At 67.0% G+C, this 23646-nt stretch carries 23 protein-coding genes; 10 read left to right on the top strand and 13 right to left on the bottom strand.

What is annotated here, in order from left to right:
* Positions 1 to 34: 34 nt before the first annotated feature.
* Positions 35 to 1252: a polyhydroxyalkanoate depolymerase gene (locus ACSFBE_RS15230; protein WP_435491240.1), complete on the bottom strand. Its 1218-nt coding sequence runs from the start codon at positions 1250 to 1252 to the stop codon at positions 35 to 37.
* Between the two features lie 105 nt (positions 1253 to 1357).
* On the opposite strand from ACSFBE_RS15230, the gene ACSFBE_RS15225 reads away from it, so the two are divergent.
* From ACSFBE_RS15225 to ACSFBE_RS15195, 7 genes are all read left to right on the top strand, one after another.
* A complete protein-coding gene (locus ACSFBE_RS15225) occupies positions 1358 to 2014 on the top strand; it encodes a glutathione S-transferase (RefSeq protein WP_435491239.1) in 657 nt (218 codons plus the stop codon).
* Between the two features lie 169 nt (positions 2015 to 2183).
* On the top strand, positions 2184 to 2387 hold the full coding sequence (locus tag ACSFBE_RS15220) for a hypothetical protein (RefSeq protein WP_435491238.1): 204 nt from the start codon (positions 2184 to 2186) through the stop codon (positions 2385 to 2387).
* Between the two features lie 194 nt (positions 2388 to 2581).
* Positions 2582 to 2935, top strand: coding sequence for a hypothetical protein (locus ACSFBE_RS15215; protein ID WP_435491237.1), 354 nt, complete (start codon positions 2582 to 2584; stop codon positions 2933 to 2935).
* A gap of 73 nt (positions 2936 to 3008) precedes the next feature.
* Positions 3009 to 4097: a PA0069 family radical SAM protein gene (locus ACSFBE_RS15210; protein WP_435491236.1), complete on the top strand. Its 1089-nt coding sequence runs from the start codon at positions 3009 to 3011 to the stop codon at positions 4095 to 4097.
* A 95-nt stretch (positions 4098 to 4192) separates the two neighbouring features.
* Positions 4193 to 4705, top strand: coding sequence for a sigma-70 family RNA polymerase sigma factor (locus ACSFBE_RS15205; RefSeq protein WP_435491235.1), 513 nt, complete (start codon positions 4193 to 4195; stop codon positions 4703 to 4705).
* Positions 4706 to 4721: 16 nt separating this feature from the next.
* The gene (locus ACSFBE_RS15200; protein WP_435491234.1) at positions 4722 to 5705 is read left to right on the top strand and encodes a FecR domain-containing protein; all 984 of its coding nucleotides are present in this window, start codon (positions 4722 to 4724) and stop codon (positions 5703 to 5705) included.
* 116 nt (positions 5706 to 5821) lie between these two features.
* Positions 5822 to 8302, top strand: coding sequence for a TonB-dependent siderophore receptor (locus ACSFBE_RS15195; RefSeq protein WP_435491233.1), 2481 nt, complete (start codon positions 5822 to 5824; stop codon positions 8300 to 8302).
* A gap of 16 nt (positions 8303 to 8318) precedes the next feature.
* Here the strand turns inward: ACSFBE_RS15195 and ACSFBE_RS15190 are convergent, their stop codons facing one another.
* The 8 genes from ACSFBE_RS15190 to ACSFBE_RS15155 all read right to left on the bottom strand — a co-directional run bounded on the left by ACSFBE_RS15190 (position 8319) and on the right by ACSFBE_RS15155 (position 15649).
* Complete coding sequence (locus ACSFBE_RS15190; RefSeq protein WP_435491232.1) at positions 8319 to 9119, bottom strand: plasmid replication/partition related protein; 801 nt, start codon at positions 9117 to 9119, stop codon at positions 8319 to 8321.
* A gap of 57 nt (positions 9120 to 9176) precedes the next feature.
* Positions 9177 to 9809 carry a 3'-5' exonuclease gene (locus tag ACSFBE_RS15185; RefSeq protein WP_435491231.1) on the bottom strand — a complete coding sequence of 211 codons (633 nt, stop codon included), beginning with the start codon at positions 9807 to 9809 and terminating at the stop codon, positions 9177 to 9179.
* Positions 9806 to 10189 carry a TfoX/Sxy family protein gene (locus ACSFBE_RS15180; RefSeq protein ID WP_435491230.1) on the bottom strand — a complete coding sequence of 128 codons (384 nt, stop codon included), beginning with the start codon at positions 10187 to 10189 and terminating at the stop codon, positions 9806 to 9808. Before ACSFBE_RS15180 ends, ACSFBE_RS15185 begins: the two co-directional genes overlap by 4 nt.
* 2 nt (positions 10190 to 10191) lie before the next feature.
* The gene (gene fghA, locus ACSFBE_RS15175) at positions 10192 to 11049 is read right to left on the bottom strand and encodes an S-formylglutathione hydrolase (RefSeq protein ID WP_435491229.1); all 858 of its coding nucleotides are present in this window, start codon (positions 11047 to 11049) and stop codon (positions 10192 to 10194) included.
* Complete coding sequence (locus ACSFBE_RS15170) at positions 11046 to 11951, bottom strand: alpha/beta fold hydrolase (protein WP_435491228.1); 906 nt, start codon at positions 11949 to 11951, stop codon at positions 11046 to 11048. The genes fghA and ACSFBE_RS15170 overlap by 4 nt, the downstream gene beginning before the upstream one ends.
* Before the next feature lie 4 nt (positions 11952 to 11955).
* Complete coding sequence (locus ACSFBE_RS15165; RefSeq protein ID WP_435491227.1) at positions 11956 to 13077, bottom strand: S-(hydroxymethyl)glutathione dehydrogenase/class III alcohol dehydrogenase; 1122 nt, start codon at positions 13075 to 13077, stop codon at positions 11956 to 11958.
* Between the two features lie 125 nt (positions 13078 to 13202).
* On the bottom strand, positions 13203 to 15020 hold the full coding sequence (locus tag ACSFBE_RS15160) for an ATP-binding response regulator (RefSeq protein ID WP_435491226.1): 1818 nt from the start codon (positions 15018 to 15020) through the stop codon (positions 13203 to 13205).
* Positions 15020 to 15649, bottom strand: a complete 630-nt coding sequence (locus ACSFBE_RS15155; protein WP_435491225.1) for a response regulator — start codon at positions 15647 to 15649, stop codon at positions 15020 to 15022. Before ACSFBE_RS15155 ends, ACSFBE_RS15160 begins: the two co-directional genes overlap by 1 nt.
* Positions 15650 to 15764: 115 nt before the next feature.
* Here ACSFBE_RS15155 and ACSFBE_RS15150 point away from each other — a divergent pair, with 115 nt between their 5' ends.
* From ACSFBE_RS15150 to ACSFBE_RS15140, 3 genes are all read left to right on the top strand, one after another.
* The gene (locus ACSFBE_RS15150; protein WP_435491224.1) at positions 15765 to 16031 is read left to right on the top strand and encodes a hypothetical protein; all 267 of its coding nucleotides are present in this window, start codon (positions 15765 to 15767) and stop codon (positions 16029 to 16031) included.
* A 70-nt stretch (positions 16032 to 16101) separates the two neighbouring features.
* Positions 16102 to 16557, top strand: a complete 456-nt coding sequence (aroQ, locus tag ACSFBE_RS15145; RefSeq protein WP_435491223.1) for a type II 3-dehydroquinate dehydratase — start codon at positions 16102 to 16104, stop codon at positions 16555 to 16557.
* A gap of 49 nt (positions 16558 to 16606) precedes the next feature.
* Positions 16607 to 17287, top strand: a complete 681-nt coding sequence (locus ACSFBE_RS15140; protein ID WP_435491222.1) for a DNA-3-methyladenine glycosylase I — start codon at positions 16607 to 16609, stop codon at positions 17285 to 17287.
* Between the two features lie 9 nt (positions 17288 to 17296).
* Here ACSFBE_RS15140 and ACSFBE_RS15135 read toward each other — a convergent pair whose 3' ends face one another.
* From ACSFBE_RS15135 to dnaJ, 4 genes are all read right to left on the bottom strand, one after another.
* Positions 17297 to 18874: a SpoVR family protein gene (locus ACSFBE_RS15135; RefSeq protein WP_435491221.1), complete on the bottom strand. Its 1578-nt coding sequence runs from the start codon at positions 18872 to 18874 to the stop codon at positions 17297 to 17299.
* Positions 18871 to 20160: a YeaH/YhbH family protein gene (locus ACSFBE_RS15130; RefSeq protein ID WP_435491438.1), complete on the bottom strand. Its 1290-nt coding sequence runs from the start codon at positions 20158 to 20160 to the stop codon at positions 18871 to 18873. The genes ACSFBE_RS15135 and ACSFBE_RS15130 overlap by 4 nt, the downstream gene beginning before the upstream one ends.
* A 42-nt stretch (positions 20161 to 20202) precedes the next feature.
* The gene (locus ACSFBE_RS15125; RefSeq protein WP_435491220.1) at positions 20203 to 22125 is read right to left on the bottom strand and encodes a PrkA family serine protein kinase; all 1923 of its coding nucleotides are present in this window, start codon (positions 22123 to 22125) and stop codon (positions 20203 to 20205) included.
* A gap of 335 nt (positions 22126 to 22460) precedes the next feature.
* The gene (gene dnaJ / locus ACSFBE_RS15120; protein WP_435491219.1) at positions 22461 to 23600 is read right to left on the bottom strand and encodes a molecular chaperone DnaJ; all 1140 of its coding nucleotides are present in this window, start codon (positions 23598 to 23600) and stop codon (positions 22461 to 22463) included.
* Positions 23601 to 23646: the final 46 nt, after the last annotated feature.

The raw sequence follows: 23646 nt of genomic DNA, 5'->3' as shown, positions 1-23646 counted from the left end.
CTGTCGGACAGGAGCTATGTCGGGCCCGGCGGGCTCACGCGAGTTGGGCGGCGGCGTGGATGGCTTCGCGCACGCGAGGGTAGATCTGTGTGTTCCACTTGCTGCCGCTGAACACGCCGTAGTGGCCGACACCGGCCTGCAGGTGGTGCGTCTTCAGGTAAGGCCGAATGGAGGTGCAGAGGTCTTGCGCAGCCACCGTCTGGCCGACCGAGCAGATGTCGTCGCGCTCGCCCTCGACCGTCATCAGTGCGGTGTTGCGAATGGCCGCGGGGTTGACCTGTCGGCCATGCACCGTGAGCTTGCCGCGCGGCAGGTCATAGGTCTGGAACACCCGTTCCACCGTCTCCAGGTAGAACTCGGCCGGCAGGTCGTTCACCGCCAGGTACTCGTCGTAGAAGCTGCGGATCGTCTCCGCCTTCTCCGTCTCGCCATCGATGATGTGCTGGTACAGCTTCTTGAACTGCTCCTTGTGCCGCTCGGGGTTCATGCTCATGAAGGCGGTGAGCTGCAGGAAGCCGGGGTACACGCGCCGCATCATCCCGGGATGGGGAAAGGGAACGTGGCTGATCAGGTTCTTGCGGAACCACTCGATGGGCTTGCTGGTCGCCAGGGTGTTCACGCCGCTCGGGTTGACACGGCAGTCGACCGGGCCGGCCATCAGTGTCAGGCTCTTCGGCGCGGCGGGGTTGTCGTCTTCGGCCATCAAGGCGGTGGCGGCCAGCGCGGCCACGCAGGGCTGGCACACCGCCATCATGTGCGCGCCCGGCCCGATGGCTTCGAGGAAGGAAATGAGCTGCGTCGTGTAGTCGTCCAGGCTGAAGCCGCCATGGCGCAGCGGCACGTCGCGTGCGTTGTGCCAGTCGGTCAGGTAGACGTCGTGGTCACGCAGCAGCGTGCGCACCGTTTCGCGCAGCAGCGTGGCGAAATGGCCCGACAACGGTGCCGCCAGCAGCACCGGCGGATGCACCGCCTTGGTGTCCTTGCGGAAATGCAGCAGGGTGCCGAAGGGGGCGACCAAGGTGACCTCTTCATGCACCGCGACGGGCTCGCCGTCGACCATCACCTCGTCGATGCGGTAGGCGGGACGAGTGTGGGTCAGCCGCATGCGCGAGAAGACCTCGAAGGCGGCCGCCATCTTGCGGCTGGCGCTCTGCGGGCCGGCACCGGCCCACATGGCCTGCCCCATGAACTGGGCCGCGAGCCTCGTGGGAGACATCAGATCGCTCTGGTTTTGGTAGGCCCGGTACAGCATGGGCTGGCCGAAGGCAATTTGCGGGCCAGCGCGCCCCCGGCCGGCCGGTGGTGGCACAGGCCTTGCACTTGGCATGGAACGATTGGCAACCCCAGGAGCAGCGCAATGGCCAAACCCGTCCTCACCATCAGCAGCAAGAACTATGGCGCCTGGGCGCTGCGTGGCTGGCTCATGTGCAGGCTTGCCGGGCTCGACTTCAGCGAGAAGGTGATCTCGCCGGACGATCCGGCCATGAAGGCCGAGATGCTGCTGCTGTCGTCGTCGATGTTGGTGCCCTCGCTGCAGCATGGCGCCATTACCGTCTGGGACACGCTGGCCATCGGCGAGTACCTCCACGAGATCAAGCCCAAGGCCGGCCTGCTGCCCGCCGACGCCAAGGCTCGGGCCCACTGCCGGGCGATCAGCGGCGAGATGCACTCCGGCTTCAGTGCGATGCGCGCTTCGCTGCCGATGAACATCAAGGGCCACTTCCCCAACTTCAAGATCTGGTCGCGCGCACAAACCGACATCGACCGGGTGATCACCATCTGGCGCGAGTGCTTCACGCGTTACGGCGGGCCCTTTCTCTTCGGCAAGCAGCCCTGCATCGCCGATGCCATGTATGCGCCGGTCGTGACCCGCTTCCTGAGCTACGACGTGGCGCTGGACCGCGACTGCGCCGCCTACTGCAAGCACATCATGGCGCTGCCTGCGATGCAGGAATGGGTGACCGCCGCCCGTCAGGAACCCGAGGAGATCGACGAACTCGATGCCGAGTTCTAGCCCGGGACACAGGCCTCGCCGACCCGGCCCGCCAGGGCGCTTTCGACAAGAATGAATACTTGTGTGTAACATTTTTTACACAAAAGAGTACTAAAGGTTAACATTTCGACCTATCATCGCCGGCAGTGACGGCAGCCTGGGTGGCTGTCCGCTGAACCGGAGATGTGTTGTGAAGAACTCCTGGACTGCAGCTGCGGGCCTGATGGTGTTGGTGTTGTGTCTGGCAGCGTGCGACGACGGGGCGCGCGCCGGCCTCGACGCGGGAAGGGCCGCCTCGGCCTCCAAGGGCAGCAACGTCGAAACCGTCGTCGTGACCTGGCAACCGCGCGACAAGACGGCGGAATTTCTCAGTGCCTGGCGCCCCAAGAACTGACTGAGTTCGGTGCTGCGACAGCATTGTTTGGCGGTTGCGCCTCAGGGGTTGACCGAACAAGCGTCGCTCGATCCCCTGATCCCTGCTTCAAACGTGTCGAAATGCCTCAAGACTCGGCGGGTCCTGCCGATAAGTCTTTGGTAGGCATCCAACGGGGTGCCGCCGATCGACACGACTCTGGACGAGAGGATCACATGCAAGACGACACCATTCCCATGGGGTCCGCTTTTTCCCAATGGGAAAGCCTGACGAAGGACTATCTCGAAGGTCTGGTGGCATTGCGCCGCCGGGAGCCCGGCGCGTCGGCGCGGATGATGCGTCTGGCCCGCGAGATGCAGGAGTGCGAGGCGCGTTGCGGTGGCCCGGTGTACGTTGCGCCGCCGCGCGTGCCCGCCGCCAAGGTACAGCCCGCGCCAGTGGACAAGCCGATCAAGGACCGCCGTGCCGACAAGGACCCGGCGCCGGGTTTCTGGACCAGTGCCTTCGGCGCCTTGCTCGGTGCCGGCCGTCCGTCTGCCCGCAGCGGGCGTGACGCTGCCCACTCCTGACGCGACCGACGGGCCCACGGCCTCTTTTCACACAGGAGCCGATGCGCGATACTGTATTTAATTACAGTATTCCATGGCCGACCACATCATCCCCCTCCAGGCCCTCAAGGGCCGCGGTGCCGCCAGTCGGCTGCCGCACCGCTTCGAGCGCGACGTGCGCGACGAGTTCGACGATGGCTGGAACACGCTGCAGGACGAGGCGGCCGAGGGCTTGCCGCCGATGCAGACCGAGGTCCGCTTCGAAGACGTCAAGTCGGTGCTGAGCGAGAACGACTCGCCCGACATCCCCTTCGATCGCTCGCTCAACCCCTACCGCGGCTGCGAGCACGGCTGCATCTACTGCTTCGCCCGGCCGACGCACAGCTACCTCAACCTGTCGCCCGGCCTCGATTTCGAAACCAAGCTGATCGCCAAGCGCAATATTGCGGAGGTACTGCGCGCCGAACTCGCCCGCAAGAGCTACCGGCCGAGCCACCTCGCCATTGGCACCGCCACCGACTGCTACCAGCCGATCGAGCGCGAGCTGCGGCTGACTCGGTCGGTGCTCGAGGTGCTGCGCGAGGCGCGCCACCCCTTCGGCATCGTGACCAAGTCGAGTGCGGTCGAGTTGGACCTGGATCTGATCGCCCCGATGGCGGCCGACCGGCTGGCCGCGGTGTACGTCACCGTCACCACGCTCGACGGCGACCTGGCTCGCAAGCTCGAGCCGCGTGCCGCCGCGCCGCACCGCCGGCTGCGCACCATCCGCACGCTGGCCGAGGCGGGCGTGCCGGTGGGCGTGAGTGTGGCGCCGCAGATTCCCTTCGTCACCGAAGACATGGAACAGGTGCTCGAAGCCGCGTGGGACGCCGGCGCGCGCTGCGCCTTCTACACCGTGATCCGCCTGCCCTGGGAGGTCGCGCCTCTCTTCAAGGAATGGCTCGAGCTGCACTACCCGCAGCGCGCCGGCCGCATCATGGCGCGCATCCGCGAGATGCGCGGCGGCAAGGACTACGACGCCGACTTCGCCACCCGCATGAAAGGCAGCGGCCTGTGGGCCGACCTGATCCGCCAGCGCTTCGAGAAGGCGACGAACCGCATCGGCTTCAACCGGCAGCGCATCGCGTTGGACCTCGGGGCGTTTCGACCTCCGGGGGTGCAGGGGCAAGGCAGCTTGTTTTGATCGAACGCCTTCGCATCCCTTAAGATGAGAACAGTTCTCATTATCGAAACTCAGGCCAAGCCCTTGCGCACGGCCGCCGCCGAGGAGGGTGCCGCATGCCGGCCGTCGACGCAGCCACGCAGCAGGAAGTGCACGTCTTGTACAGCGACCACCACGGCTGGTTGCAGGGATGGCTGCGCGGGCGACTCGGCAACACCTTCGACGCCGCCGACATCGCGCAGGACGTGTTCATGCGCGTGCTGGGGCGGCAGCAGCCGGCGCGCGTGCAGGAGCCGCGCGCCTGGCTGTCGACCATCGCGCGCGGCCTGGTCATCGACCACTGGCGCCGCCGCGAACTCGAACGCGCCTGGCTCGACACGCTGGCCGCCCTGCCCGAGGCCGAAGCGCCATCGCCCGAGAGCCGGCTGATCTTCCTGGAAACGCTCATCGCCATCGATCGCGTGCTCGACGCCCTCAAGCCGCCGGTGCGCCGGGCCTTCCTCTGGGCCCAGCTCGAGGGCCTGACCTGCCCGCAGATCGCCGAGCGCCTGGGCGTATCGCTGGCCACGGCCGAGCGCTACGTGGCTAAGGCGCTGCGCGCCTGCTACGCGCTGCGCTTCGAAGCGTGAGCAGGCCCTGCACGCGATGAGCGCCATTCGCCCCGAACGTCTGCCCGAGGCGGTGATCGACGCCGCGATCCACTGGTCGATCAAGCTCGACTACAACCGCGCGGGTGCCGGCACGCGCAAGGCTTTCGAGGCCTGGCTGCAGGCCGATCCGCTGCATCGCCAAGCCTGGCAGCGCATGGGCACGCTCAAGGACGAGTTCACGCGCGTGCCGCCGCAGCTGGCCTTGCAGACGCTGCAGAGTCGCGAAGCCGGCCGGCGCCGCACGATGAAGCTGCTGTCCGCCGCCGGCACCGCCGTGGCGCTGGGCTGGATGGTGCGCGCGCACGCGCCCTGGCAGCGCCTGCTGGCTGACGCGAGCACCGCCACCGGCGAGCAACGCACGCTGCGCCTGGCCGACGGCACGGTGCTGGTGCTCAACACCGACAGCGCGGTCGGCATCGAGATGGCGGGCGACCGCCGCGCGCTGGTGCTGCGGCGCGGCGAGATCCTGGTGACGACCGGCGCGGACGCGGTCTCGCCGACCCGGCGGCCGTTCTGGGTCCACACGCGCTTCGGCACGCTGCAGGCGCTGGGCACGCGCTTCGTGGTCCGGCTCGATGCGGACCGTGCCCGCATCAGCGTACAGGAGGGCGCCGTCGCGCTGCATCCGGCGCATGCCGTCGACGCCGCGCCTGCCGCGGTGGTGCGTGCCGGCGAGCGGCAGTACCTGGCGGCCGATGGCACAGCCGCGGCGGCCGCGCCGTCATTCGAGGACGACGCCTGGGCCGACGGTGTGATCGTCGGGCGCGACATCGCGCTGGGCGAGCTGCTGGCGGAGCTGGCGCGCTACCGCGTCGGCCGCATCGACTGCGATGCCCAGGTGGCGGCGCTGCGCGTGTCGGGCGTCTTCCACATAAAGAACACCGACCAGGCGTTGCAGTTCCTGCTGCAGACGATGCCCATCGCGGTGACCTACCGAACGCGTTTCTGGGTCAGCGTCGGTCCTGCACGCGCGGCCTGAGCGCAGCGCCCCGCAAATTTCTTCGAGAAAGGTGAGGGGATCGGGACATCTCGTCCGGCCTCCCTGATGAAAGCGCTCCCGGTACGGGAGCTTCATCCACCGACCGACCCTGACACATGACTGCTTCCCCGCCTCGCACCGCGTCCGTCGACCGATGCCCGACTTTCCCGGTCTTTCCGCGCACGCGGATCACCATGGCGCTGCACGGCCTCGCGCTCGGCCTGGCGCTGGCCGCCGTGCTGCCGACACCGGCGCACGCGCAGGCCGCCGGCGGCACGGCCCTGCCGGCCGGCACGCAGGTGCACGCCTTCGACGTGCCCGCTGGCCCGCTCGACGTCGCGCTGAACCGATTCGCGCGCAGCGCCGGCGTCAACCTGAGCTACGACCCGGCACTCGTCGCTGGCGTCAGCACGCGCGGGCTGAGCGGCTCGCACGCCACCACCGCTGGCCTGTCGCTGCTGCTCGCGGGCACCGGCGTCCAGGCGCTGGCCCAGCCGGGTGGCGGCTACTCGCTGCGCAAGGCCGCCGCCGCAGTGCCAGCCGCGCCCTCGGGCAGCGGCGAGCGCACGCTCGATGCCGTCAACGTGATTGCCAAGGCCGAGCTGCCGGGCAACCTGCCGCCGGTGTACGCCGGCGGCCAGGTCGCGCGCGGCAGCCGCATCGGCATGCTGGGCAACGGCGATGTCTTCGAGACGCCTTTCAGCACCAAGTCCTTCACCAGCGAATTCATCCGCGACCAGGGCGCGCGCAACGTGAACGACATGGTCGCCAACGACCCATCGATCCGCACCAGCCTGTCGGCCACCTCGCCGCTCGACCAGAGCTCGATCCGCGGCTTCCTCACCAACAGCGACGCCTACTTGTTCGATGGCCTCGAGGGCCTGTTCGCGTACAGCAACATCCCGATCCGCCACTACGAGCGCCTCGAGGTGCTGAAGGGCCCGGCGGCCGGTCTGGTGGGGGCGTCGGGCTACGGCAGCACGGTGGGCGGCGGCTTCAACCTCGTGCCCAAGCGCGCCACCGACACGCCGGTGCGCTCGGTCACCTTGTCGGCCAACGACGAGTCGCTGTTCGGCACGCACGTCGACATCGGCCAGCGCTTCGGCCCCGACAACAGACTGGGCATGCGCCTCAACGTCACGGCCGAAGACGGCAAGCTCTACGACGGCGCCGACCGACGGCTGGTCGCGCCGCAGATCGCGCTCGACTGGCGCGGCGACAAGACGCGCGTGGTGCTCGATGCGGGCTACACGCGCCGCAAGTCGTCGCCGCTCTTCAACCACTGGCTGCTGCAGGCGGGCGCGTCGCTGCCCGAACCACCGGATCCGAAGGTGCACCCCAAGCCGTCGTGGGAAGTGCTCGACATCCGCCAGACCTTCGGCCTGCTGAGCGGCGAATGGGACTTCGCCGACGGCTGGACCGCCTACGCGCGGCACGGTCGGATGACCGAGGATCCGCCCGAGCGCATGTACATCGACCAGACGACCATCGACGGTGCCGGCCGCGTGCGCTATACCAGCGGCAGCAGCCTGCTCTGGAAGCAGGTGAACGAGGTGACCGACGTCGGCGTGCGCGGCGAGCTGCAGACCGGCAGCGTGAAGCACAGGCTGGCGCTGAGCACTGTGTCGCAGCGCCAGCAACTGCAGGACCTGCGCTCGCAATCGGTGCGGCTGCCGACGCCGGTGGACGCGAGCATCTATTCGTATGTCGACGTGCCCAACCCGTTCGCCAATGGCGTGCCCGACGTGCCGGGCGTGGACAGCCCGGCACTCAGGCTCGACAGCTATGCCGTCGCCGACACGCTGTCGATGTTCGACGACCGTCTGCTCGTCACGCTGGCGGCGCGGCATCAGCAGATCCGTTCGGGAACATACGACCAGACCAAGCTGACGCCCACGGTGGCCGCGCTCTACAAGCTCGGTGGCGGCGTGTCGGTGTACGGCAACTATGCGGAGTCGCTGGCGCAGGGCACCATCGCACCGGCCGGCTCGGTCAACGCGGGTGAGCGGCTCGCGCCCTACGTGTCGAGGCAGCACGAGTTCGGCGTCAAATGGGACCGTGGTACCTACGGGCTCACTGCCGCGTACTTCGACATCCGGAAGTCGACCGCCTTCGTCGACACCGACCGGGTCTTCCGCGACGCCGGCCGGCAGCGCAACAAGGGCGTCGAACTCGAGACCTTCGGCGAGATCTCGCGCGGCCTGCGGCTGCTCGGCGGCGCGGCCTGGACCGACGGCCGCATGACCCAGACCGCCGGTGGCGTGAACCAGGGCAACAAGGCCATCGGCGTGCCGGAGTTCAACGTCAACCTCGGCGTCGACTACGACCTGCCCGCAGTGCCGGGCCTGAGCCTGAGCGGGCGCCTGATCCGTACCGGCAGTGCCTACGTCGACCTGGCCAACACGCAGCGCGTGCCGTCGTGGCACCGCGTCGACATCGGTGCGCGCTACGCGACCAAGATGGGGGGCACACCGGTCACGCTGCGCGCCGGTATCCACAACCTGTTGGACGACACCTACTGGACCATCGCTGGGCGCAACTTCATCTCGGTGGGCGCCCCGCGCACCTGGTTGATGTCGGCGAGCTTCGATTTTTGAGGCGCGCGGTCGGCTGTCAACCGGCCAGCAGGTCGGCCACCTGACGGCGCAGCGCCGCGTTCTCGGTTTCGAGTTCCGCGACGCGGTGGCGCAGGGTCTGCACCTCGTCGATACCGTCCTCGACGTCGGATGGCGCGGCATTATCGGCCGACGGTTCTCGCGGCTTGCGCTTGGCGTCGCGCACCCGCTTGGCCGCCTGCTTGAGCTCGTCCTTGCCGGCGATGACCGCGGCCTTCTGCTCCTCGGCGGGCAGGCTGGCGACGGCGGCGGCCGCGTTGATCGAGATGGTTCCGGCCTTCACGGCCTCGACCAGTTCCGGCGCGGCCTGCTTCTGGATCTTCTCGATCATCACGACCTGGCTGCTGCTCAGGCGCGCGGCGCGGGCGATGGCCTCGCGGCTGTTCATCGGTGCCGGCGGCGCCTCGTCGACGTCGAAGGGCGGGCCCTCGTCGGCGCTGGTGTCCGAGGTCGCGGGCACTGCACCGCGGGCGCGCCGCTCGGCCACGATCTCGCGCTTGCGCAGCGCCAGCACGCCGCGCTGGAAGTCGGACACGCTGCGCCGGCCCAGGTGCTGGTCGATCATCCACAGGTGCACGTCGTCGATGCTGCGAAAGCGCGCGTTCTGCACCGTCTGGAACGGCAGGCCGTGCTTCTGGCAGATGCCGTAGCGGTTGTGGCCGTCGACCAGCACATCGCCCCACAGCACGAGCGCATCGCGGCAGCCCTCGGCCAGCAGGCTGCGTTCCAGCGATTCGTATTCGTCCGGCGTCAGCGGGTCGATGTAGGCCTTGAGTTCTTCGTTGACGGCGATGTCCATGGGTGCGCGATTTCGGGAAACAGGAGAAGGGGCGGGATTGTAGTGAGAGGCCGCCCCTCAGCTCGACAGCGGCATCGGCACGAGTCTGGCCGCATCGAGGCCCAGCTTGTTCATCACGCACATCGCCGCGTAGGCGTCGTTCGCGGCGTAGCGCACCTGGCCTTCGGAGAGCCGATGGGCGGCCCAGTTGGAGGTCGATTGCTTGCGCGACTTGACGAACTGCTGGCCGAACAGCAGCGCGATGGCCGACTTGACGCCGACCGCATCGCGGTAGCCGCGGCGTTTGAAGACGGTGTCGAGGTCGACCACCGCCTGCGGCTCGACGCCCAGCGTGCGGCGGATTTGCGTGCGGTCGCCGGCCAGGCCGAAGCCGACCTTGACGAGCGCGCTCGATGCGATCAAGTGGGCCGCTGCTGTGCGGCAGACCGGGTCATGCACCTGGAACACCCAGGCCCGGTCGAGCGAGGCGAACTGCACCGTGTGCGGCCCGGTCGAGATTTCGTTCTTGAGGAAGGTAGGTTTCGATTCGGTGTCGAAACCGACCACGTTCAATGCGCCCAGTTCGGCCAGCGCCTTCTCGGCCTGGGTCGCGGTGCTCACCACGTCGATGTCCTGTAGCGTGAGGCTGGCGAAAACGTCGAAGGCGGCGATCTCTTCGCGGGTCGGCAAGGGTGGCGGTGCGGTGTTCATGGTGCTTTCTTTGTCTTCGGTGCCGACCTCGACGCCTTGGGGCGTCGGGGCCGGGGCGCCTGTCCGGAGCGCATCGCCGCTTCCCAGGCACGGCGGCCCCACAGGGCCGCGAGTTCGCGGTCGTCGAAGAGGTCGGCGGGCGCCTCGCGGTACGACATCTGCATCGTCTTGCCCTGGCGCTCGTAGCAGAAGGCCGGCGCGTGCAGCGCGTCGAAATGGTGGGCGCTTTCGGCGTCGGCCTTGAGGTAGAGCGTTTCGCGCACCACCAGGCCGATCATGCGGCCCTCGTGGAACAGCCCGTGGCCGCCGAACATGCGCCGTGCTTGCACGCGGCCGAGCCGTTCGAACACCTCCGGCAGGCTGTCGGCGAGCCCGGCCATGCTCAGGCCTTCAGCAACTGGGCGTGATGGACGAGGTGGTCGGCCATGAAGCTCTGGATGAAGTAGTAGCCATGGTCGTAGCCCTCGTGGCGGCGCAGCGTCAGCGGTTGGCCGACGCCGTGGCATGCGGCTTCGAACAGGTGCGGGTGCAGTTGCTCGGCGAGGAATTTGTCACCCAGGCCCTGGTCGATCAGGATGCCGGCGGGGTAGGGCGCGACCGGCTGGTTTTCCATCAGCACCGTGGCGTCGTGTTCGATCCAGCGCGTGCGGTCGGCCCCCAGGTAGCCGGTGAAGGCCTTCTCGCCCCAGGGGCAGCGCGTGGGCGCGCAGATCGGCGCGAAGGCCGACAGCGACTGGAACAGGCCCGGGTGCCGCAGCGCCAGCGTGAGCGCGCCGTGGCCACCCATCGAATGGCCGCTGAGGCCGATGCGTTGCGGATCGATCGGGAAGGCCGTGCTGAGCAGCGGCAGCAGTTCGCCGACGAGGTAGCTTTCCATGCGCCAGTGTGTGGCCCACGGCGCCTCGGTCGCATCGAGGTAGAAGCCCGCGCCGACGCCGAAGTCCCAGCTCTCCGCTTCTCCGGGCACGTTGGCGCCACGTGGGCTGGTGTCGGGCGCGACCAGCGCGAGGCCGAGTTCGGCCGCCAGACGCTGCGCGCCGGCCTTGACCATGAACGTGTCTTCGTTGCACGTCAGTCCGGCGAGGAAGATCAGCGCCGGCACCGGGCCGTCGGCGGCCTGCGGCGGCAGGAAGACCGAGAAGCGCATCGGCAGGCCGATTTCGCTGGAGGCGTGTTCGTGGAAGGTCTGCGTGCCGCCGAAGCAGCGGTGTTCCGAAAGGGTCTTGAGGGAGGCGGTCATTGGCGATCTGGGGACAGGAGTTCGAGCACCGCGTCGGCGAACACGCGGGGTGCTTCCTGCGGCATGTTGTGGCCCACGCCGGGCAAGGTGTGGTGCGTGCGCGGACCGGTGAAGTGATGGCCCTGGTCGGCCGTACCGGCAGGCGACATCACGCCGTCGTCGTCGCCATCGAAAGTGATCGACGGCACGCGGATCTCGGGCATCTTGGCGAGTGCCGCCTGGAGGTCTGCATAGGCCGGGTCGCCCTCGGCCTTGCCGTAGCGGTGCCGGTAGGAATGGATCACGATGTCGACGAAATCCGGGTTGTCGAAGGCGGGTGCCGTGCGTTCCCAGGTCGCGTCGTCGAAGGCCCAGGTCGGCGACCAGAGCCGCCACAGCAGGCGGCACAGATCACGCCGGTTCTGCGTGAGGCCGGCGCGGCCGCGTTCGGTGTGGAAGTACCACTGGTACCAGTAGCGGAACTCGTTCTCGGGCGGCGCCGGTTCGTCGGCATGCGCGATGGCCTGCACCTTGTAGCTGTTGAAGGACACGAGCCCGGTGCAGCGCTCGGGCCACAGCGCCGCGGCCACGCAGGCGGCCGTACCGCCCCAGTCGTAGCCGGCCAGCACGGCCTTCGGGATGGCCAGCGCATCGAGCAAGACGCGCAGGTCGCTGGCCAGTGCGGCCTGCTCGCCTGAACGCGGCGTGGCCGCATCGACGAACTGCGTCGGGCCGAAGCCGCGCAGGTAGGGCACGACCACGCGGCAGCCCGCGTCGGCGAGGATCGGCACCACCTCGGCGTAGGCGTGCACGTCGTAGGGAAAGCCGTGTAGCAGCACGGCGGGCGGCCCGCCCTCGGGGCCGCTCTCGTGGAAGGCGATGTCCAGCACGCCGGCACGGACGCGGCGCAGCGGGCCGAGCATCGCTTCAGTCATACAGGACCACGCCGCGGATCGACTCGCCGCGCTTCATCAGGTCGAAGCCCTTGTTGATGTCTTCGAGCGGCATGGTGTGCGTGATCAGGTCGTCGATGTTGATCTTGTTCTCCATGTACCAGTCGACGATCTTGGGCACGTCGGTGCGGCCGCGCGCGCCGCCGAAGGCCGAGCCTTCCCAGTGGCGGCCAGTGACCAACTGGAACGGGCGGGTGCTGATCTCGGCACCGGCTTCGGCCACGCCGATGATGATGCTGCGGCCCCAGCCCTTGTGCGTGCATTCGAGCGCCTGGCGCATCACCTTGGTGTTGCCGATGCACTCGAAGCTGTAGTCCGCACCGCCGTCGGTCAGCTGCACGATGGCGTCGACGATGTTGCCGCCGGCCGCCTCGATGTCCTTCGGGTTCAGGAAGTGCGTCATGCCGAACTTGCGGGCCATCGCTTCGCGCGCCGGGTTCAGGTCGACACCGATGATCTTGTCGGCACCCACCATCTTCGCGCCCTGGATCACGTTCAGGCCGATGCCGCCGAGGCCGAACACCACCACGTTCGCGCCGGCCTCCACCTTGGCCGTGAAGATCACGGCGCCGATGCCGGTGGTCACGCCGCAGCCGATGTAGCAGACCTTGTCGAAGGGCGCGTCTTCGCGGATCTTGGCCAGCGAGATTTCCGGTGCGACCGTGTAGTTGCTGAAGGTCGAAGTGCCCATGTAGTGAAAGATGGGCTTGCCGTCCATGCTGAAGCGACTGGTGGCGTCGGGCATCAGGCCCTTGCCCTGCGTGCCGCGGATCAGCTGGCACAGGTTGGTCTTGCGCGACAGGCAGAACTTGCACTGGCGGCATTCCGGTGTGTAGAGCGGGATGACGTGGTCGCCCTTCTTGAGCGTGGTCACGCCCGGGCCGACATCCACCACGATGCCCGCACCTTCGTGGCCGAGGATGGCCGGGAAGATGCCTTCCGGGTCGGCGCCCGAGAGCGTGTAGTAGTCGGTGTGGCAGATGCCGGTGGCCTTGATCTCGACCAGCACCTCACCGAACTTCGGCCCTTCGAGGTCGACGGTTTCGATGGTCAGGGGCTGGCCCGATTGCCAGGCGACGGCGGCTTTGGTTTTCATGCGAAGGTCCTTGAGGAATGGGGGTGGCGGTTCGGCCGCGGACCCCCAAGCTTAAAACGGTTCGCATCGCGCGGCCGCGGTGTCGCGGCCTGGCCCCGCCGCACCCGACGGAAGCTGCCCCGTGCTTAGACCGACACGCTGGCCGAGCGCGGCAGGTGCTCCAGCAGCGCGAAGTTCGACTCGAGCTCGGCGCCGTTGAGCACGCACTGCAGCCCGTGGTAAAGCTGCGCCGGCAGCACCGGCTTGTGCAGCAGCGGCACGCCGGTGGCGCGCGCCTCGCGCAGGCGTTGCGGGGCGGTGTCGCCGGTGATCAGCAGCGCCGGCAGCGCCTGGCCGTGCACCGCTCGGAGCGCGGCGATGGCCTCGGCGCCGGTGCGCAGCCCACGCAAACGGTAGTCGCTGATGACCACGGCGGGCGGCTGAATGTGTGCCAGTGCCAGCGCTTCCTCGATCGAGTCCGCCACCGCGCAATCGCAGCCCCAGGCCGTGAGCAGTTGGCGCATGCCGGTGCGGACCGCTTCGTCGTCGTCGATCACCAGCACCCGCACGTTGAAGACCTGGGCCTGTACCGGCATCGTGGCAAGGCGGCGCGTCGGTGCGCCCCAGGGTGCGACCGGCAGGCCGAGGCGGAACACGCTGCCGCGGCCGGGCCGCGAAGAGAGGGTCAGCTCTTGCTGCAGGGCGCGAGCCAATCCCTGCGCGATGGCCAGACCCAGGCCGAGGCCTTTGCGCCGGTCCCGCTCGGCATTGCCCAGCTGGTGGAACTCGCGGAACACGGCCTGCTGCTGCGAGGGCTCGATGCCGATGCCGGTGTCCCACACCTCCAGCACGGCCCGCCCGCCGCGCCGGCGACAGGCCACCAACACGCCGCCGCGCTCGGTGTAGCGGATCGCGTTGGACACCAGGTTGCGCAGCACCAGCGCGACCAGCGCCGGGTCGGAGTCGATCACCATCTCGGTGTCGATCGACCGGTAGACGATGCCCTTGGCGTCGGCCTGCGGCGCCAGTTCGTTCTCGATCTTGTTGAGCAGCGGCTGCAGCGGGAAGGGCTCGATCTGCGGCTCGACCACGCCCGCCTCGATGCGCGAGAAATCGAGCAGGGTGTCGAGCATCTCGGCCGAGGCCTGCCAGGTGGCACGGGCGTTGGCCAGTGCGTCGTACTGGGCGGTCGAGAGTCGGGTGCGCGCCAGCACTTCGAGGAACAGGCCCTGGGCATGGATGGGCTGGCGCAGGTCGTGGCTGGCGGCAGCCAGGAAGCGCGACTTGGCCAGGCTGGCCTGCTCCGCCTCGACCCGCGCCGCTTGCGCCTCTGCGGTGCTGACACGCAGCTGCTCGATGAGCCCCAGGTTCTCGAAGCGCAGGTCGATCGCCGCGCGCGCGGCCCGTGCGCTGCTGCGTGCCTGGCCCATCAGCGTCGCGATGTAGAGCACGCCCGCGATGCCGAGCGCGTTGTAGGCCGGGTTGCTCAGCAGCCAGAGCTTGGTGCCGAGGGTGGCGAATTCGAAGAGGGCGAACGCGATGAACACCGGCAGCACCGGCGCCAGCGACGACATCGAACTGCCGGCCACACCCGCAAGCACGGCGACGACCAGGATGCTGCCCGCGACGCTGCTGTCGTCGAGCGTGATCCAGGCGAGCGCCCCCCACGCGACCGCATCGATGGCGTTCAGCGCCATCTGGCGCAGCACCACGCGATGCGGATGCGTGGTGGCGAGCCCGGTGCGCAGCGTGCGCTCCGCATCCCAGGCGTAGAAGAGCTTGATCCCCACGATCGCCGCGCACCAGGCGTTGAGCCACAGCGCGTTGCGCGCATTCGCCAATGTCCATACCAGCAGCGGCGCGAGCAGCAGCGTCGGCACCACCGAACTGCCCACGTGGCCCAACTGGAGCCGCAGTTGCTCGGTGAGCGTCCGGTCGTCGGCCAGCCAGCGTTGCACAGGCATCAGGCGACCAGGCCTCGGCGCCGTGCGGCGAAGCCGGCCTCGGACCGGCTCGACACCTGCAGGGTGGCCAGCACCGCCTGCACATGGCCGCGCACCGTGTTCTCCGACAGATTCAGTCGCCGTCCGATCACCTTGTTCGACAGGCCCTGGCACAGCAGGTCGAGCACTTCGCATTGGCGCGGCGTGAGGCGCTGGGCGTCGGGCTCGACGGCGCCCAGAGCGCCCAGCGCCGGCTGGATCCCGTTCGCCGGAGAGGGCAGGGCCAGGCCCCGGCGCACCTGATCGATGACCGACAGGATGGTGTCGGCGGTTGCCGCCTTGGAGACGAAGGTGGTGGCACCGCGTTGCAGCGCCAGCGCCATGGTCTGCGCTTCGGCTTGGGAAGACAGCATGATCACCGCCGCGTCGGGCCACTTGCGCTTGACCAGCGCAATGCCCTCGATGCCGTTCAGCCCGTGCAGTTGCACGTCGAGCAGCACCAGGGCGGGCGCCATCGTGCACTGCATCGCTTCCTCCAGCGATGCGGCCTCCGCCACCTCCAGGCTGGCAATGGCCGCACCGAGCACCATGCGCAGCCCACAGCGAAACAGCGCGTGGTCGTCGATCAGCAGGATTCGGGCGGGCAGCATGGCGTGCCGGCGATTCTGCGCGAAGTCGGGGGGTCCAAATGGACTATTTACGTGCTGGCCGGGAGTTGGGAACATCGGCGCGATCGATGCACCTTCGCCGCATCTCTCTTCCCGCATGAAACCCCTGATCGACATTCGTAGCGCGCCGACCGGCTTCACCTACCGCATCAGCACCCGCGGGCTGGACGGCATCGATGGTGGGGCGGCGTTCGACACCCTCGAGCGCTGCCTGAGTGACGCGGCAGCCTCGCTGGGCGACTACTTTCCGCGTGTGCAGCTGCGTTTCGAAGGCGACGCCCTGGGCTCCTGTGCCACCGCCGCCCTGCGGTATGAGCCGCACACCATCGTGGCCCTGATCGCGCAACAGGCGATGCCGGCCTGAGGCCGCGCTTCGCGCCGGCGGGCGCACCATAATGGGCGCTGACTTCTCTGTCGCCCTCGGCGCCCCGCCCATGAAAAAGATCCTCGTCCTCAACGGCCCCAACCTGAATCTGCTCGGCACGCGGGAGCCGGCGCAATACGGCAGCGCGACGCTGGTCGATGTCGAAGGCCTGTGCGCCGAGGCCGGCACCCGGCTGGGCGTGGCGGTCGAATGCCGGCAGACCAACCACGAAGGTGCGCTGGTGGACTGGCTGCACGAAGCCGGCCGCGAGGTCGCTGCCGGCCGCATGCTCGGCGTGGTGCTGAACGCGGGTGCTTACACGCACACCTCGGTGGCGTTGCACGACGCCATCAAGGGCGCCGGTGTGCCGGTGATCGAGCTGCACATCTCGAACGTCCATGCGCGCGAGAGCTTCCGCCACCATTCTTTCATCTCGCCCGTGGCGCGCGGCATCATTGTCGGCCTCGGCGTCAAGGGCTACGCGCTGGCCATGGACGCGCTGGTGCGGCTCCACGAAGCCGGCTGACGCGGCGATGCCTGGCCCAGGCCGCGGCACACGAACCATGAAGCAGGACATGCCAGCGTTACAGGAAGCCGTCCGCATGGGTACAGCGCAGGAAAAGGTGTTGGCGGAAGGCCTGTTCAGCGGTGCCGATGGTGCACCGCGCTGCCGCTGGTGCGAGGCCACGCCGGCCTACCAGCACTACCACGACCATGAATGGGGTTTCCCGGTGACAGACGAGCGCCGGCTTTTCGAGAAGCTGTGTCTCGAAGGCTTCCAGGCCGGGCTGAGCTGGATCACCATCCTGAACAAGCGAGAGAACTTCCGGCGCGGCTTCGCCAACTTCGAGGCCGAAGCCATCCTGCGTTTCGGTGACGCCGATGTCGCGCGCCTGCTGGCCGACGCCGGCATCGTGCGTCACCGCGGCAAGATCGAGTCGACCATCAACAATGCGAAGCGCGTGCTCGCGCTGCGCGAGGAATTCGGCTCGCTGGCCGCCTACGCCTGGCGCTTCGAGCCCGCGCCGGCCTCGCGCCCGAAGCGCGTGACGCTCGCCGAACTGCGCAGCTTCACGACCTCCACCGAATCGATCGCGATGTCGAAGGATCTGAAGAAGCGCGGCTGGAGTTTTGTCGGGCCGACCACGGTCTACGCCTTCATGCAGGCCATGGGCCTGGTCAACGACCACATCGAAGGTTGCGGCGCGCGGGAGGCGGCCCTGGCCGCACGCAAGGCGCTCACGCCGCCGCGCTGAAGCACGGGCTCAGCGATTGCGCGGCGCCGAGGCCGTCTCGCGCAGCGTCACGCGGCCTTGCGCGTCCACGCTTTCGAGCCGCACATCGAAGCCCCAGAGGCGCGTGACGTGCTTGAGCACCTCGTGCGTGTCGTCGCGCAGCGGCTGGCCGTTGCGCTGCACATGGCGCAGCGTGAGCGAGCGGTCGCCACGCAGGTCGACGTTCCAGACCTGGATGTCGGGCTCGCGGCTGCCGATGTCGTACTGGCGCGAAAGCGATTCGCGCAGCGCCTGGTAGCCGTTGTCGTCATGGATCGCGGCGATTTCGAGTTCCGGGTCCTCAGCGTGGTCACGCACCGCGAACAGGCGAAAGTCGCGCATCGTCTTGGGGCTCAGGAACTGACCGACGAAGCTCTCGTCCTTGTAGTTGCGCATCGCATGGTCGAGTGTCGTGACCCAGTCGGTGCCCGCATAGTCGGGGAACCAGCGACGGTCTTCCTCGGTGGGCTTCTCGCAGATGCGGCGCAGTTCGGTGAACATCGCGAAGCCCAGCGCATACGGATTGATGCCGCTGTAGGCCCGATGCCCCACGGGCGGTTGGTAGACCACGCTGGTGTGGGAGCGCAGCCATTCGATCATGAAGCCGTCGGCCAGTTGGCCCTTGTCGTACATGGTGTTGAGCAGGGTGTAGTGCCAGAAGGTGGCCCACCCTTCGTTCATCACCTGCGTCTGGCGCTGCGGGTAGAAATACTGTGCCACCTTGCGCACGATGCGCACCACCTCGCGCTGCCAGGGCTCCAGCAGGGCCGCGTTCTTCTCGATGAAGTACAGCAGGTTCTCCTGCGGCTCGGCCGGGAAGCGGCGCGTGGCATCGGCATCGGCCGTCGCCTCGATGCGGCGGGGCAGCGTGCGCCACAGGTCGTTCACCTGTTGCTGCAGATGGTGTTCGCGCTCGGCGCGCTGCGTGATTTCCTGTGCGAGCGAGCGCTTCTGCGGGCGGCGGTAGCGGTCCACGCCGTAGTTCATCAGCGCGTGGCAAGAGTCGAGCAACTCTTCGACGGCATCGACACCATGGCGCTCCTCGCACTCGGTGATGTAGTTTCTGGCGTAGACCAGGTAGTCGATGATGGACGACGCGTCGGTCCACATCCGGAACAGATAGTTGCCCTTGAAGAAGCTGTTGTGCCCATAGGCCGCATGCGCGATCACCAGCGCCTGCATCGCCATGGTGTTCTCTTCCATAAGGTAAGCGATGCAGGGGTCGGAGTTGATGACGATCTCGTAGGCCAGGCCCATGTGGCCGCGCCGGTAGTTCTTCTCGGTGGAGATGAACTGCTTGCCATACGACCAGTGGCGGTAGATGACCGGCATGCCGACGCTGGCATAGGCGTCCATCATCTGCTCGGCCGTGATGATCTCCAGCTGGATCGGATAAGTGTCCAGCTTGAAGGATTCCGCCGTCTTGCGGATCTCCTGGTGGTAAGTCTCGATCAGGTCGAAGGTCCAGTCCGACGGGCTGGGGAGCGGCGTGGCCGCGCGCCCCGCGGAAGACGATGCCGGCACGGCGCTGGTCTCGGCCGTCTCGGTGGTCGCGGTGGTCTCGCTCATGCCTGCGCTCCTTCCTTCTTGAACAGCTCTCGGAACACGGGGTAGATGTCCTGCGCGTTCGCCACCTTGCGCATCGCGAAGTTGAGCCGCACGCCTTCGAGCTGCGCGTATTCCTGCCACAGGTTCTGCTCGGCGTCGGCCACCTGCACATAGGCGTAATAGCGCACCATCGGCAGGATCGATTCTTCGAGCATCTGGCGGCAGCGGCCGCTGTCCTGGTGCCAGTTGTCGCCGTCGCTGGCCTGCGCGCCGTAGATGTTCCATTCGCCGCTGGGGTAGCGCGCGCGGATGATCTCGTCCATCAGCACCAGCGCGCTCGACACCACGGTGCCGCCGGTTTCGGTGGCGTGGAAGAACTCTTCCTCGCTCACTTCCTGCGCTTGCGTGTGGTGGCGCAGAAAGACCAGTTCGATCTTCTCGTAGTGCCGGGTAAGAAAGAGGTACAGCAGCATGAAGAAGCGCTTGGACATGTCCTTGCGCGCTTCGTCCATCGAGCCCGACACGTCCATCAGGCAGAACATCACCGCCTTGGCGCTCGGCACCGGCACTCGGACCCGGTTGCGGTAGCGCAGGTCGATCGGGTCGATGTAGGGAATGTGCTTGGCCGTGCGGCGCAGCTCGATCATCTGCGCTTCCAGATCGGCGATGCGGTCGGCCAGCGGCGGCTCATGCGCACCGGGTTGGGTCCGCAACTGCAGCAGTTCGGTCTGCATGCGCAGGAGCGCGACGCGGTCTTCGCCGCCCAGCGCAATGCGCCGGGCCAGTGCACCGCGCATCGAACGCACCACATGGAGGCTGCTCGGATTGCCGTCGCTCTTGAAGCCGGCGCGATGGCTCTTCCACTCGGGGACTTCGGCCAGTTGCGTGCGGATCAGATGGGGCAGGGCGAGGTCCTCGAAGAAGACCTGCATGAACTCTTCGCGGGTGAGCTTGAAGACGAAGTCGTCCTCGCCTTCGCCGCTGTCGCCGGCTTCCCCGCTGCCCTGGCCCCCGCCGCTGCCACCACCGGGCGGCCGCTTGATGCGATCGCCCTTGAGGTATTCCTGATTGCCCGGGTGCACGTACTCGCGGTTGCCGCCGGGGCCATGCCCGAACACCGGCTCGGACACATCGCGCTTGGGCAGGGTGATGTCTTCCCCGCGCTCGAGGTCGCGGATGTTGCGTCCGCTGATCGCACGCCGCACTGCGTCGCGAATCTGGCCCCGGTAGCGCCGCAGGAAGCGCTCTCGATTGCCGATCGACTTGTTCTTGCCCGATAACCGTCGATCGATGATCTGTTGCAGCATGGCCAAGGTGTCACACCTCCGCGCCGGAGCGCGACATCAAACTCAAGAACTCTTGCGAACGCGCAGATACCACTCGCACAGCAGCCGAACCTGCTTGGACGTGTAGCCCTTCTCGACCATCCGCGCGACGAAGTCCTGGTGCTTCTTCTGCTCGTCGGCGCTGCTCTTGGTGTTGAAGCTGATGACGGGCAGCAGCTCTTCGGTGTTCGAGAACATTTTCTTCTCGATCACGGTGCGCAGCTTTTCATAGCTGGTCCAGGCCGGATTGCGGCCGGCGTTGCCGGCGCGCGCACGCAGCACGAAGTTGACGATCTCGTTGCGGAAGTCCTTCGGGTTCGAGATGCCGGCGGGCTTCTCGATCTTCTCGAGTTCGCCGTTGAGCGCCACGCGGTCGAACACTTCGCCGGTGTCGACGTCGCGGTACTCCTGGTCCTGGATCCAGTAGTCGGCGTAGGTGACGTAGCGGTCGAAGATGTTCTGGCCGTACTCGCTGTAGCTCTCGAGGTAAGCGGTCTGGATTTCCTTGCCGATGAACTCGGCGTAGCGCACCGCCAGGTGTTCCTTGATGTACGCCAGGTATTTCTGTTCGGTTTCCGGCGGGAACTGCTCGCGCTCGATCTGCTGTTCGAGCACATACATCAGGTGCACCGGATTGGCCGCGACCTCGCTGCTGTCGAAGTTGAAAACCTTCGAAATGATCTTGAAGGCAAAGCGCGTCGACACGCCGCTCATGCCTTCGTCGACACCTGCGTAGTCGCGGTATTCCTGCAGCGACTTGGCCTTGGGGTCGGTGTCCTTCAGGCTGTCGCCGTCGTAGACCTGCATCTTGCTGAAGATGCTCGAGTTCTCCGACTCCTTCAGGCGCGTGAGCACCGAGAACTGCGCCATCATGCGCAGCGTGCCGGGGGCGCAGGGCGCCTCCGACAGCGAGGAGGTGCGCACCAGCTTCTCGTAGATCTTGATCTCTTCGGAGACGCGCAGGCAGTAGGGCACCTTGACGATGTAGATCCGATCGAGGAAAGCTTCGTTGTTCTTGTTGTTGCGAAAGGCCTTCCACTCGCTCTCATTGCTGTGCGCCAGCACGATGCCGTCGAAGGGAATCGCGCCGAAGCCTTCGGTGCCCTTGAAGTTGCCTTCCTGGGTGGCGGTCAAGAGCGGATGCAGCACCTTGATCGGCGCCTTGAACATTTCGACAAACTCGAGCAGGCCCTGGTTCGCGAGGCACAGGCCACCAGAATACGAGTAGGCGTCGGGGTCGTCCTGCGCATAGGTCTCGAGCTTGCGGATGTCGATCTTGCCGACCAGCGAAGAGATATCCTGGTTGTTCTCGTCGCCGGGCTCGGTCTTGGCGACACCGATCTGGCGCAGCACCGAGGGGTAGCGCTTGACCACCTGGAACTTGCGGATGTCGCCGCCGTATTCCTCGAGCCGCTTCACTGCCCATGGCGACAGGATGCGCTGCAGGTAGCGGCGCGGAATGCCGTATTCCTTCTCGAGAATCTCGCCGTCTTCCGTCGGGTCGAACAGGCCAAGCGGCGATTCGTTCACCGGCGAGCCCTTGATGGCATAGAAGGGCACCTGCTCCATCAACTGCTTGAGCCGCTCGGCGATCGAACTCTTGCCACCGCCCACCGGGCCCAGCAGGTAAAGGATCTGCTTCTTCTCCTCCAGGCCTTGCGCAGCATGGCGGAAGTAGGACACCACCTGCTCGATGGCATCTTCCATGCCATAGAACTCTTTGAACGCTGGGTAGAGCTTGATGACCTTGTTCGCGAAGATACGCGAGAGACGCGGGTCGTTGCGTGTGTCGACGAGCTGCGGTTCGCCGATGGCTTGAAGCATGCGTTCGGCGGCGGTCGCGTAGGCCACCGGTTCACGCTTGCAGATGTCGAGGTACTCCTGCAGCGAGATGACTTCTTCTCGCGTGCGGTCGTAGCGGGCGGCAAAGTTGCTGATCACATCCATGGACAAACCTCCATCGAGTCAAAGAGGCCGAAGCCCCGGATCTGCCGCAGAACATGCGCCGACCGCAACCGCTTTGTAGGCGCTTGCGCACAGCGTGGTGCCCTGCAAAAACTCCCTGACCAAACTGCTCAAACTGCTGATTCAGCATAAAGCAAAGAACGCACCCGCGTGTGGTCTGTTCTTTCAGAACAACAGCGCAATGCCAAAGTTCCACCCTCAAACCATGAACGATTCGGCAGCTGCTGCGGTCGACCGTATTTCCACGCATATCCATAGCACCAAACAAAAGGGCGGCCCGCAGGCCGCCCTTCCAAGGCGATGTCAGCCGAAGGCGTTCAGCTGAAGAACTCCTTGGCCTTGTCGAACCAGCCCTTGTCGGTGGGGCTGTGCTTGTTGCCGCCCTTCTTGAAGGAGTCGTCGAGTTCCTTGAGCAGCTTGCGCTGGTGCTCGGTGAGTTTTACCGGCGTCTCGACGCGCACATGACAGTACAGGTCGCCCGGATAGCTGCCACGCACGCCCTTGACGCCCTTGCCGCGCAGACGGAATTGCTTGCCGCTCTGGGTGCCCTCGGGGATGTCGATCGCCGCCGCGCCCTTGAGCGTCGGCACGTTGATCTCCCCGCCCAGCGCGGCCGTCGTCATGCTGACCGGCACCACGCAGTGCAGATCGTCGCCGTCGCGCTCGAAGATCTCGTGCTTCTTCAGCCGGATCTCGATGTAAAGATCGCCCGGTGGCCCTCCGTTGGTGCCGGGTTCGCCGTTGCCGGTGCTGCGGATGCGCATGCCGTCGTCGATGCCGGCGGGAATCTTCACTTCCAGGGTCTTGTTGTTCTTGATCTTGCCTTGGCCGTGGCAGGTGGCGCACGGCTCGGGAATGATCTTGCCGCTGCCGTGGCATTGCGGGCAAGTCTGCTGCACGCTGAAGAAGCCCTGGCGCATCTGTACCGCGCCCTGCCCGTGGCAGGTGGTGCAGGTGATGGGCTTGGTGCCTGGCTTGGCGCCACTGCCGTGGCAGGTTTCGCAGTTGTCCCAGCTCGGGATGCGGATCTGCGCGTCCTTGCCTTCGGCGGCTTCTTCGAGCGTGATCTCCATCGCATAGCTGAGGTCGCCGCCGCGGAAGACCTGGCGTCCACCGCTCTGGCGGCCGCCGCGCGCACCGCCAAACACGTCGCCGAAGATGTCGCCGAAAGCTTCCGCGAAGCCGCCGAAGCCTTCCGCGCCGGGGCCACCGCGCATGTTGGGGTCGACGCCGGCGTGGCCGTACTGGTCGTAGGCGGCCCGCTTCTGCGCGTCGGACAGCATTTCATACGCTTCCTTGGCGTCCTTGAACTTCGCCTCGGCGTCCTTCGAGGCGTCACCCTGGTTACGGTCGGGGTGGTGCTTCATCGCGAGCTTGCGATAAGCCTTCTTGATCTCTTCCTCGCTCGCGTTCTTGGGGACGCCGAGGGTTTCGTAATAGTCGCGTTTGGTGGCCATGGTGCGTGGTCGTCGTCGGGAGCAGGGTCAGGAAACGGAAAAGGCT

Source organism: Variovorax sucrosi, assembly GCF_051216635.1.
Classification (GTDB): Bacteria; Pseudomonadota; Gammaproteobacteria; order Burkholderiales; family Burkholderiaceae_C; genus Variovorax.
The sequence above is the reverse complement of the archived record's forward strand: the minus strand, read 5'-3'. Positions and strand labels throughout refer to the sequence as shown.

Coding starts and splice junctions, on each gene's coding strand:
- ACSFBE_RS15180 (WP_435491230.1), bottom strand. CDS start 10,189: ATGGCCGGGCTCGCCGACAGCCTGCCGGAGGTGTTCGAACGGCTCGGC.
- ACSFBE_RS15210 (WP_435491236.1), top strand. CDS start 3,009: ATGGCCGACCACATCATCCCCCTCCAGGCCCTCAAGGGCCGCGGTGCC.
- ACSFBE_RS15135 (WP_435491221.1), bottom strand. CDS start 18,874: ATGAGCGAGACCACCGCGACCACCGAGACGGCCGAGACCAGCGCCGTG.
- aroQ (WP_435491223.1), top strand. CDS start 16,102: ATGAAAAAGATCCTCGTCCTCAACGGCCCCAACCTGAATCTGCTCGGC.
- ACSFBE_RS15170 (WP_435491228.1), bottom strand. CDS start 11,951: ATGCTCGGCCCGCTGCGCCGCGTCCGTGCCGGCGTGCTGGACATCGCC.
- ACSFBE_RS15205 (WP_435491235.1), top strand. CDS start 4,193: ATGCCGGCCGTCGACGCAGCCACGCAGCAGGAAGTGCACGTCTTGTAC.
- ACSFBE_RS15195 (WP_435491233.1), top strand. CDS start 5,822: ATGACTGCTTCCCCGCCTCGCACCGCGTCCGTCGACCGATGCCCGACT.
- ACSFBE_RS15225 (WP_435491239.1), top strand. CDS start 1,358: ATGGCCAAACCCGTCCTCACCATCAGCAGCAAGAACTATGGCGCCTGG.
- ACSFBE_RS15215 (WP_435491237.1), top strand. CDS start 2,582: ATGCAAGACGACACCATTCCCATGGGGTCCGCTTTTTCCCAATGGGAA.
- ACSFBE_RS15140 (WP_435491222.1), top strand. CDS start 16,607: ATGCCAGCGTTACAGGAAGCCGTCCGCATGGGTACAGCGCAGGAAAAG.
- ACSFBE_RS15150 (WP_435491224.1), top strand. CDS start 15,765: ATGAAACCCCTGATCGACATTCGTAGCGCGCCGACCGGCTTCACCTAC.
- ACSFBE_RS15185 (WP_435491231.1), bottom strand. CDS start 9,809: ATGAACACCGCACCGCCACCCTTGCCGACCCGCGAAGAGATCGCCGCC.
- ACSFBE_RS15130 (WP_435491438.1), bottom strand. CDS start 20,160: ATGCTGCAACAGATCATCGATCGACGGTTATCGGGCAAGAACAAGTCG.
- ACSFBE_RS15160 (WP_435491226.1), bottom strand. CDS start 15,020: ATGCCTGTGCAACGCTGGCTGGCCGACGACCGGACGCTCACCGAGCAA.
- ACSFBE_RS15165 (WP_435491227.1), bottom strand. CDS start 13,077: ATGAAAACCAAAGCCGCCGTCGCCTGGCAATCGGGCCAGCCCCTGACC.
- dnaJ (WP_435491219.1), bottom strand. CDS start 23,600: ATGGCCACCAAACGCGACTATTACGAAACCCTCGGCGTCCCCAAGAAC.
- fghA (WP_435491229.1), bottom strand. CDS start 11,049: ATGACCGCCTCCCTCAAGACCCTTTCGGAACACCGCTGCTTCGGCGGC.
- ACSFBE_RS15125 (WP_435491220.1), bottom strand. CDS start 22,125: ATGGATGTGATCAGCAACTTTGCCGCCCGCTACGACCGCACGCGAGAA.
- ACSFBE_RS15155 (WP_435491225.1), bottom strand. CDS start 15,649: ATGCTGCCCGCCCGAATCCTGCTGATCGACGACCACGCGCTGTTTCGC.
- ACSFBE_RS15190 (WP_435491232.1), bottom strand. CDS start 9,119: ATGGACATCGCCGTCAACGAAGAACTCAAGGCCTACATCGACCCGCTG.
- ACSFBE_RS15200 (WP_435491234.1), top strand. CDS start 4,722: ATGAGCGCCATTCGCCCCGAACGTCTGCCCGAGGCGGTGATCGACGCC.
- ACSFBE_RS15230 (WP_435491240.1), bottom strand. CDS start 1,252: ATGCTGTACCGGGCCTACCAAAACCAGAGCGATCTGATGTCTCCCACG.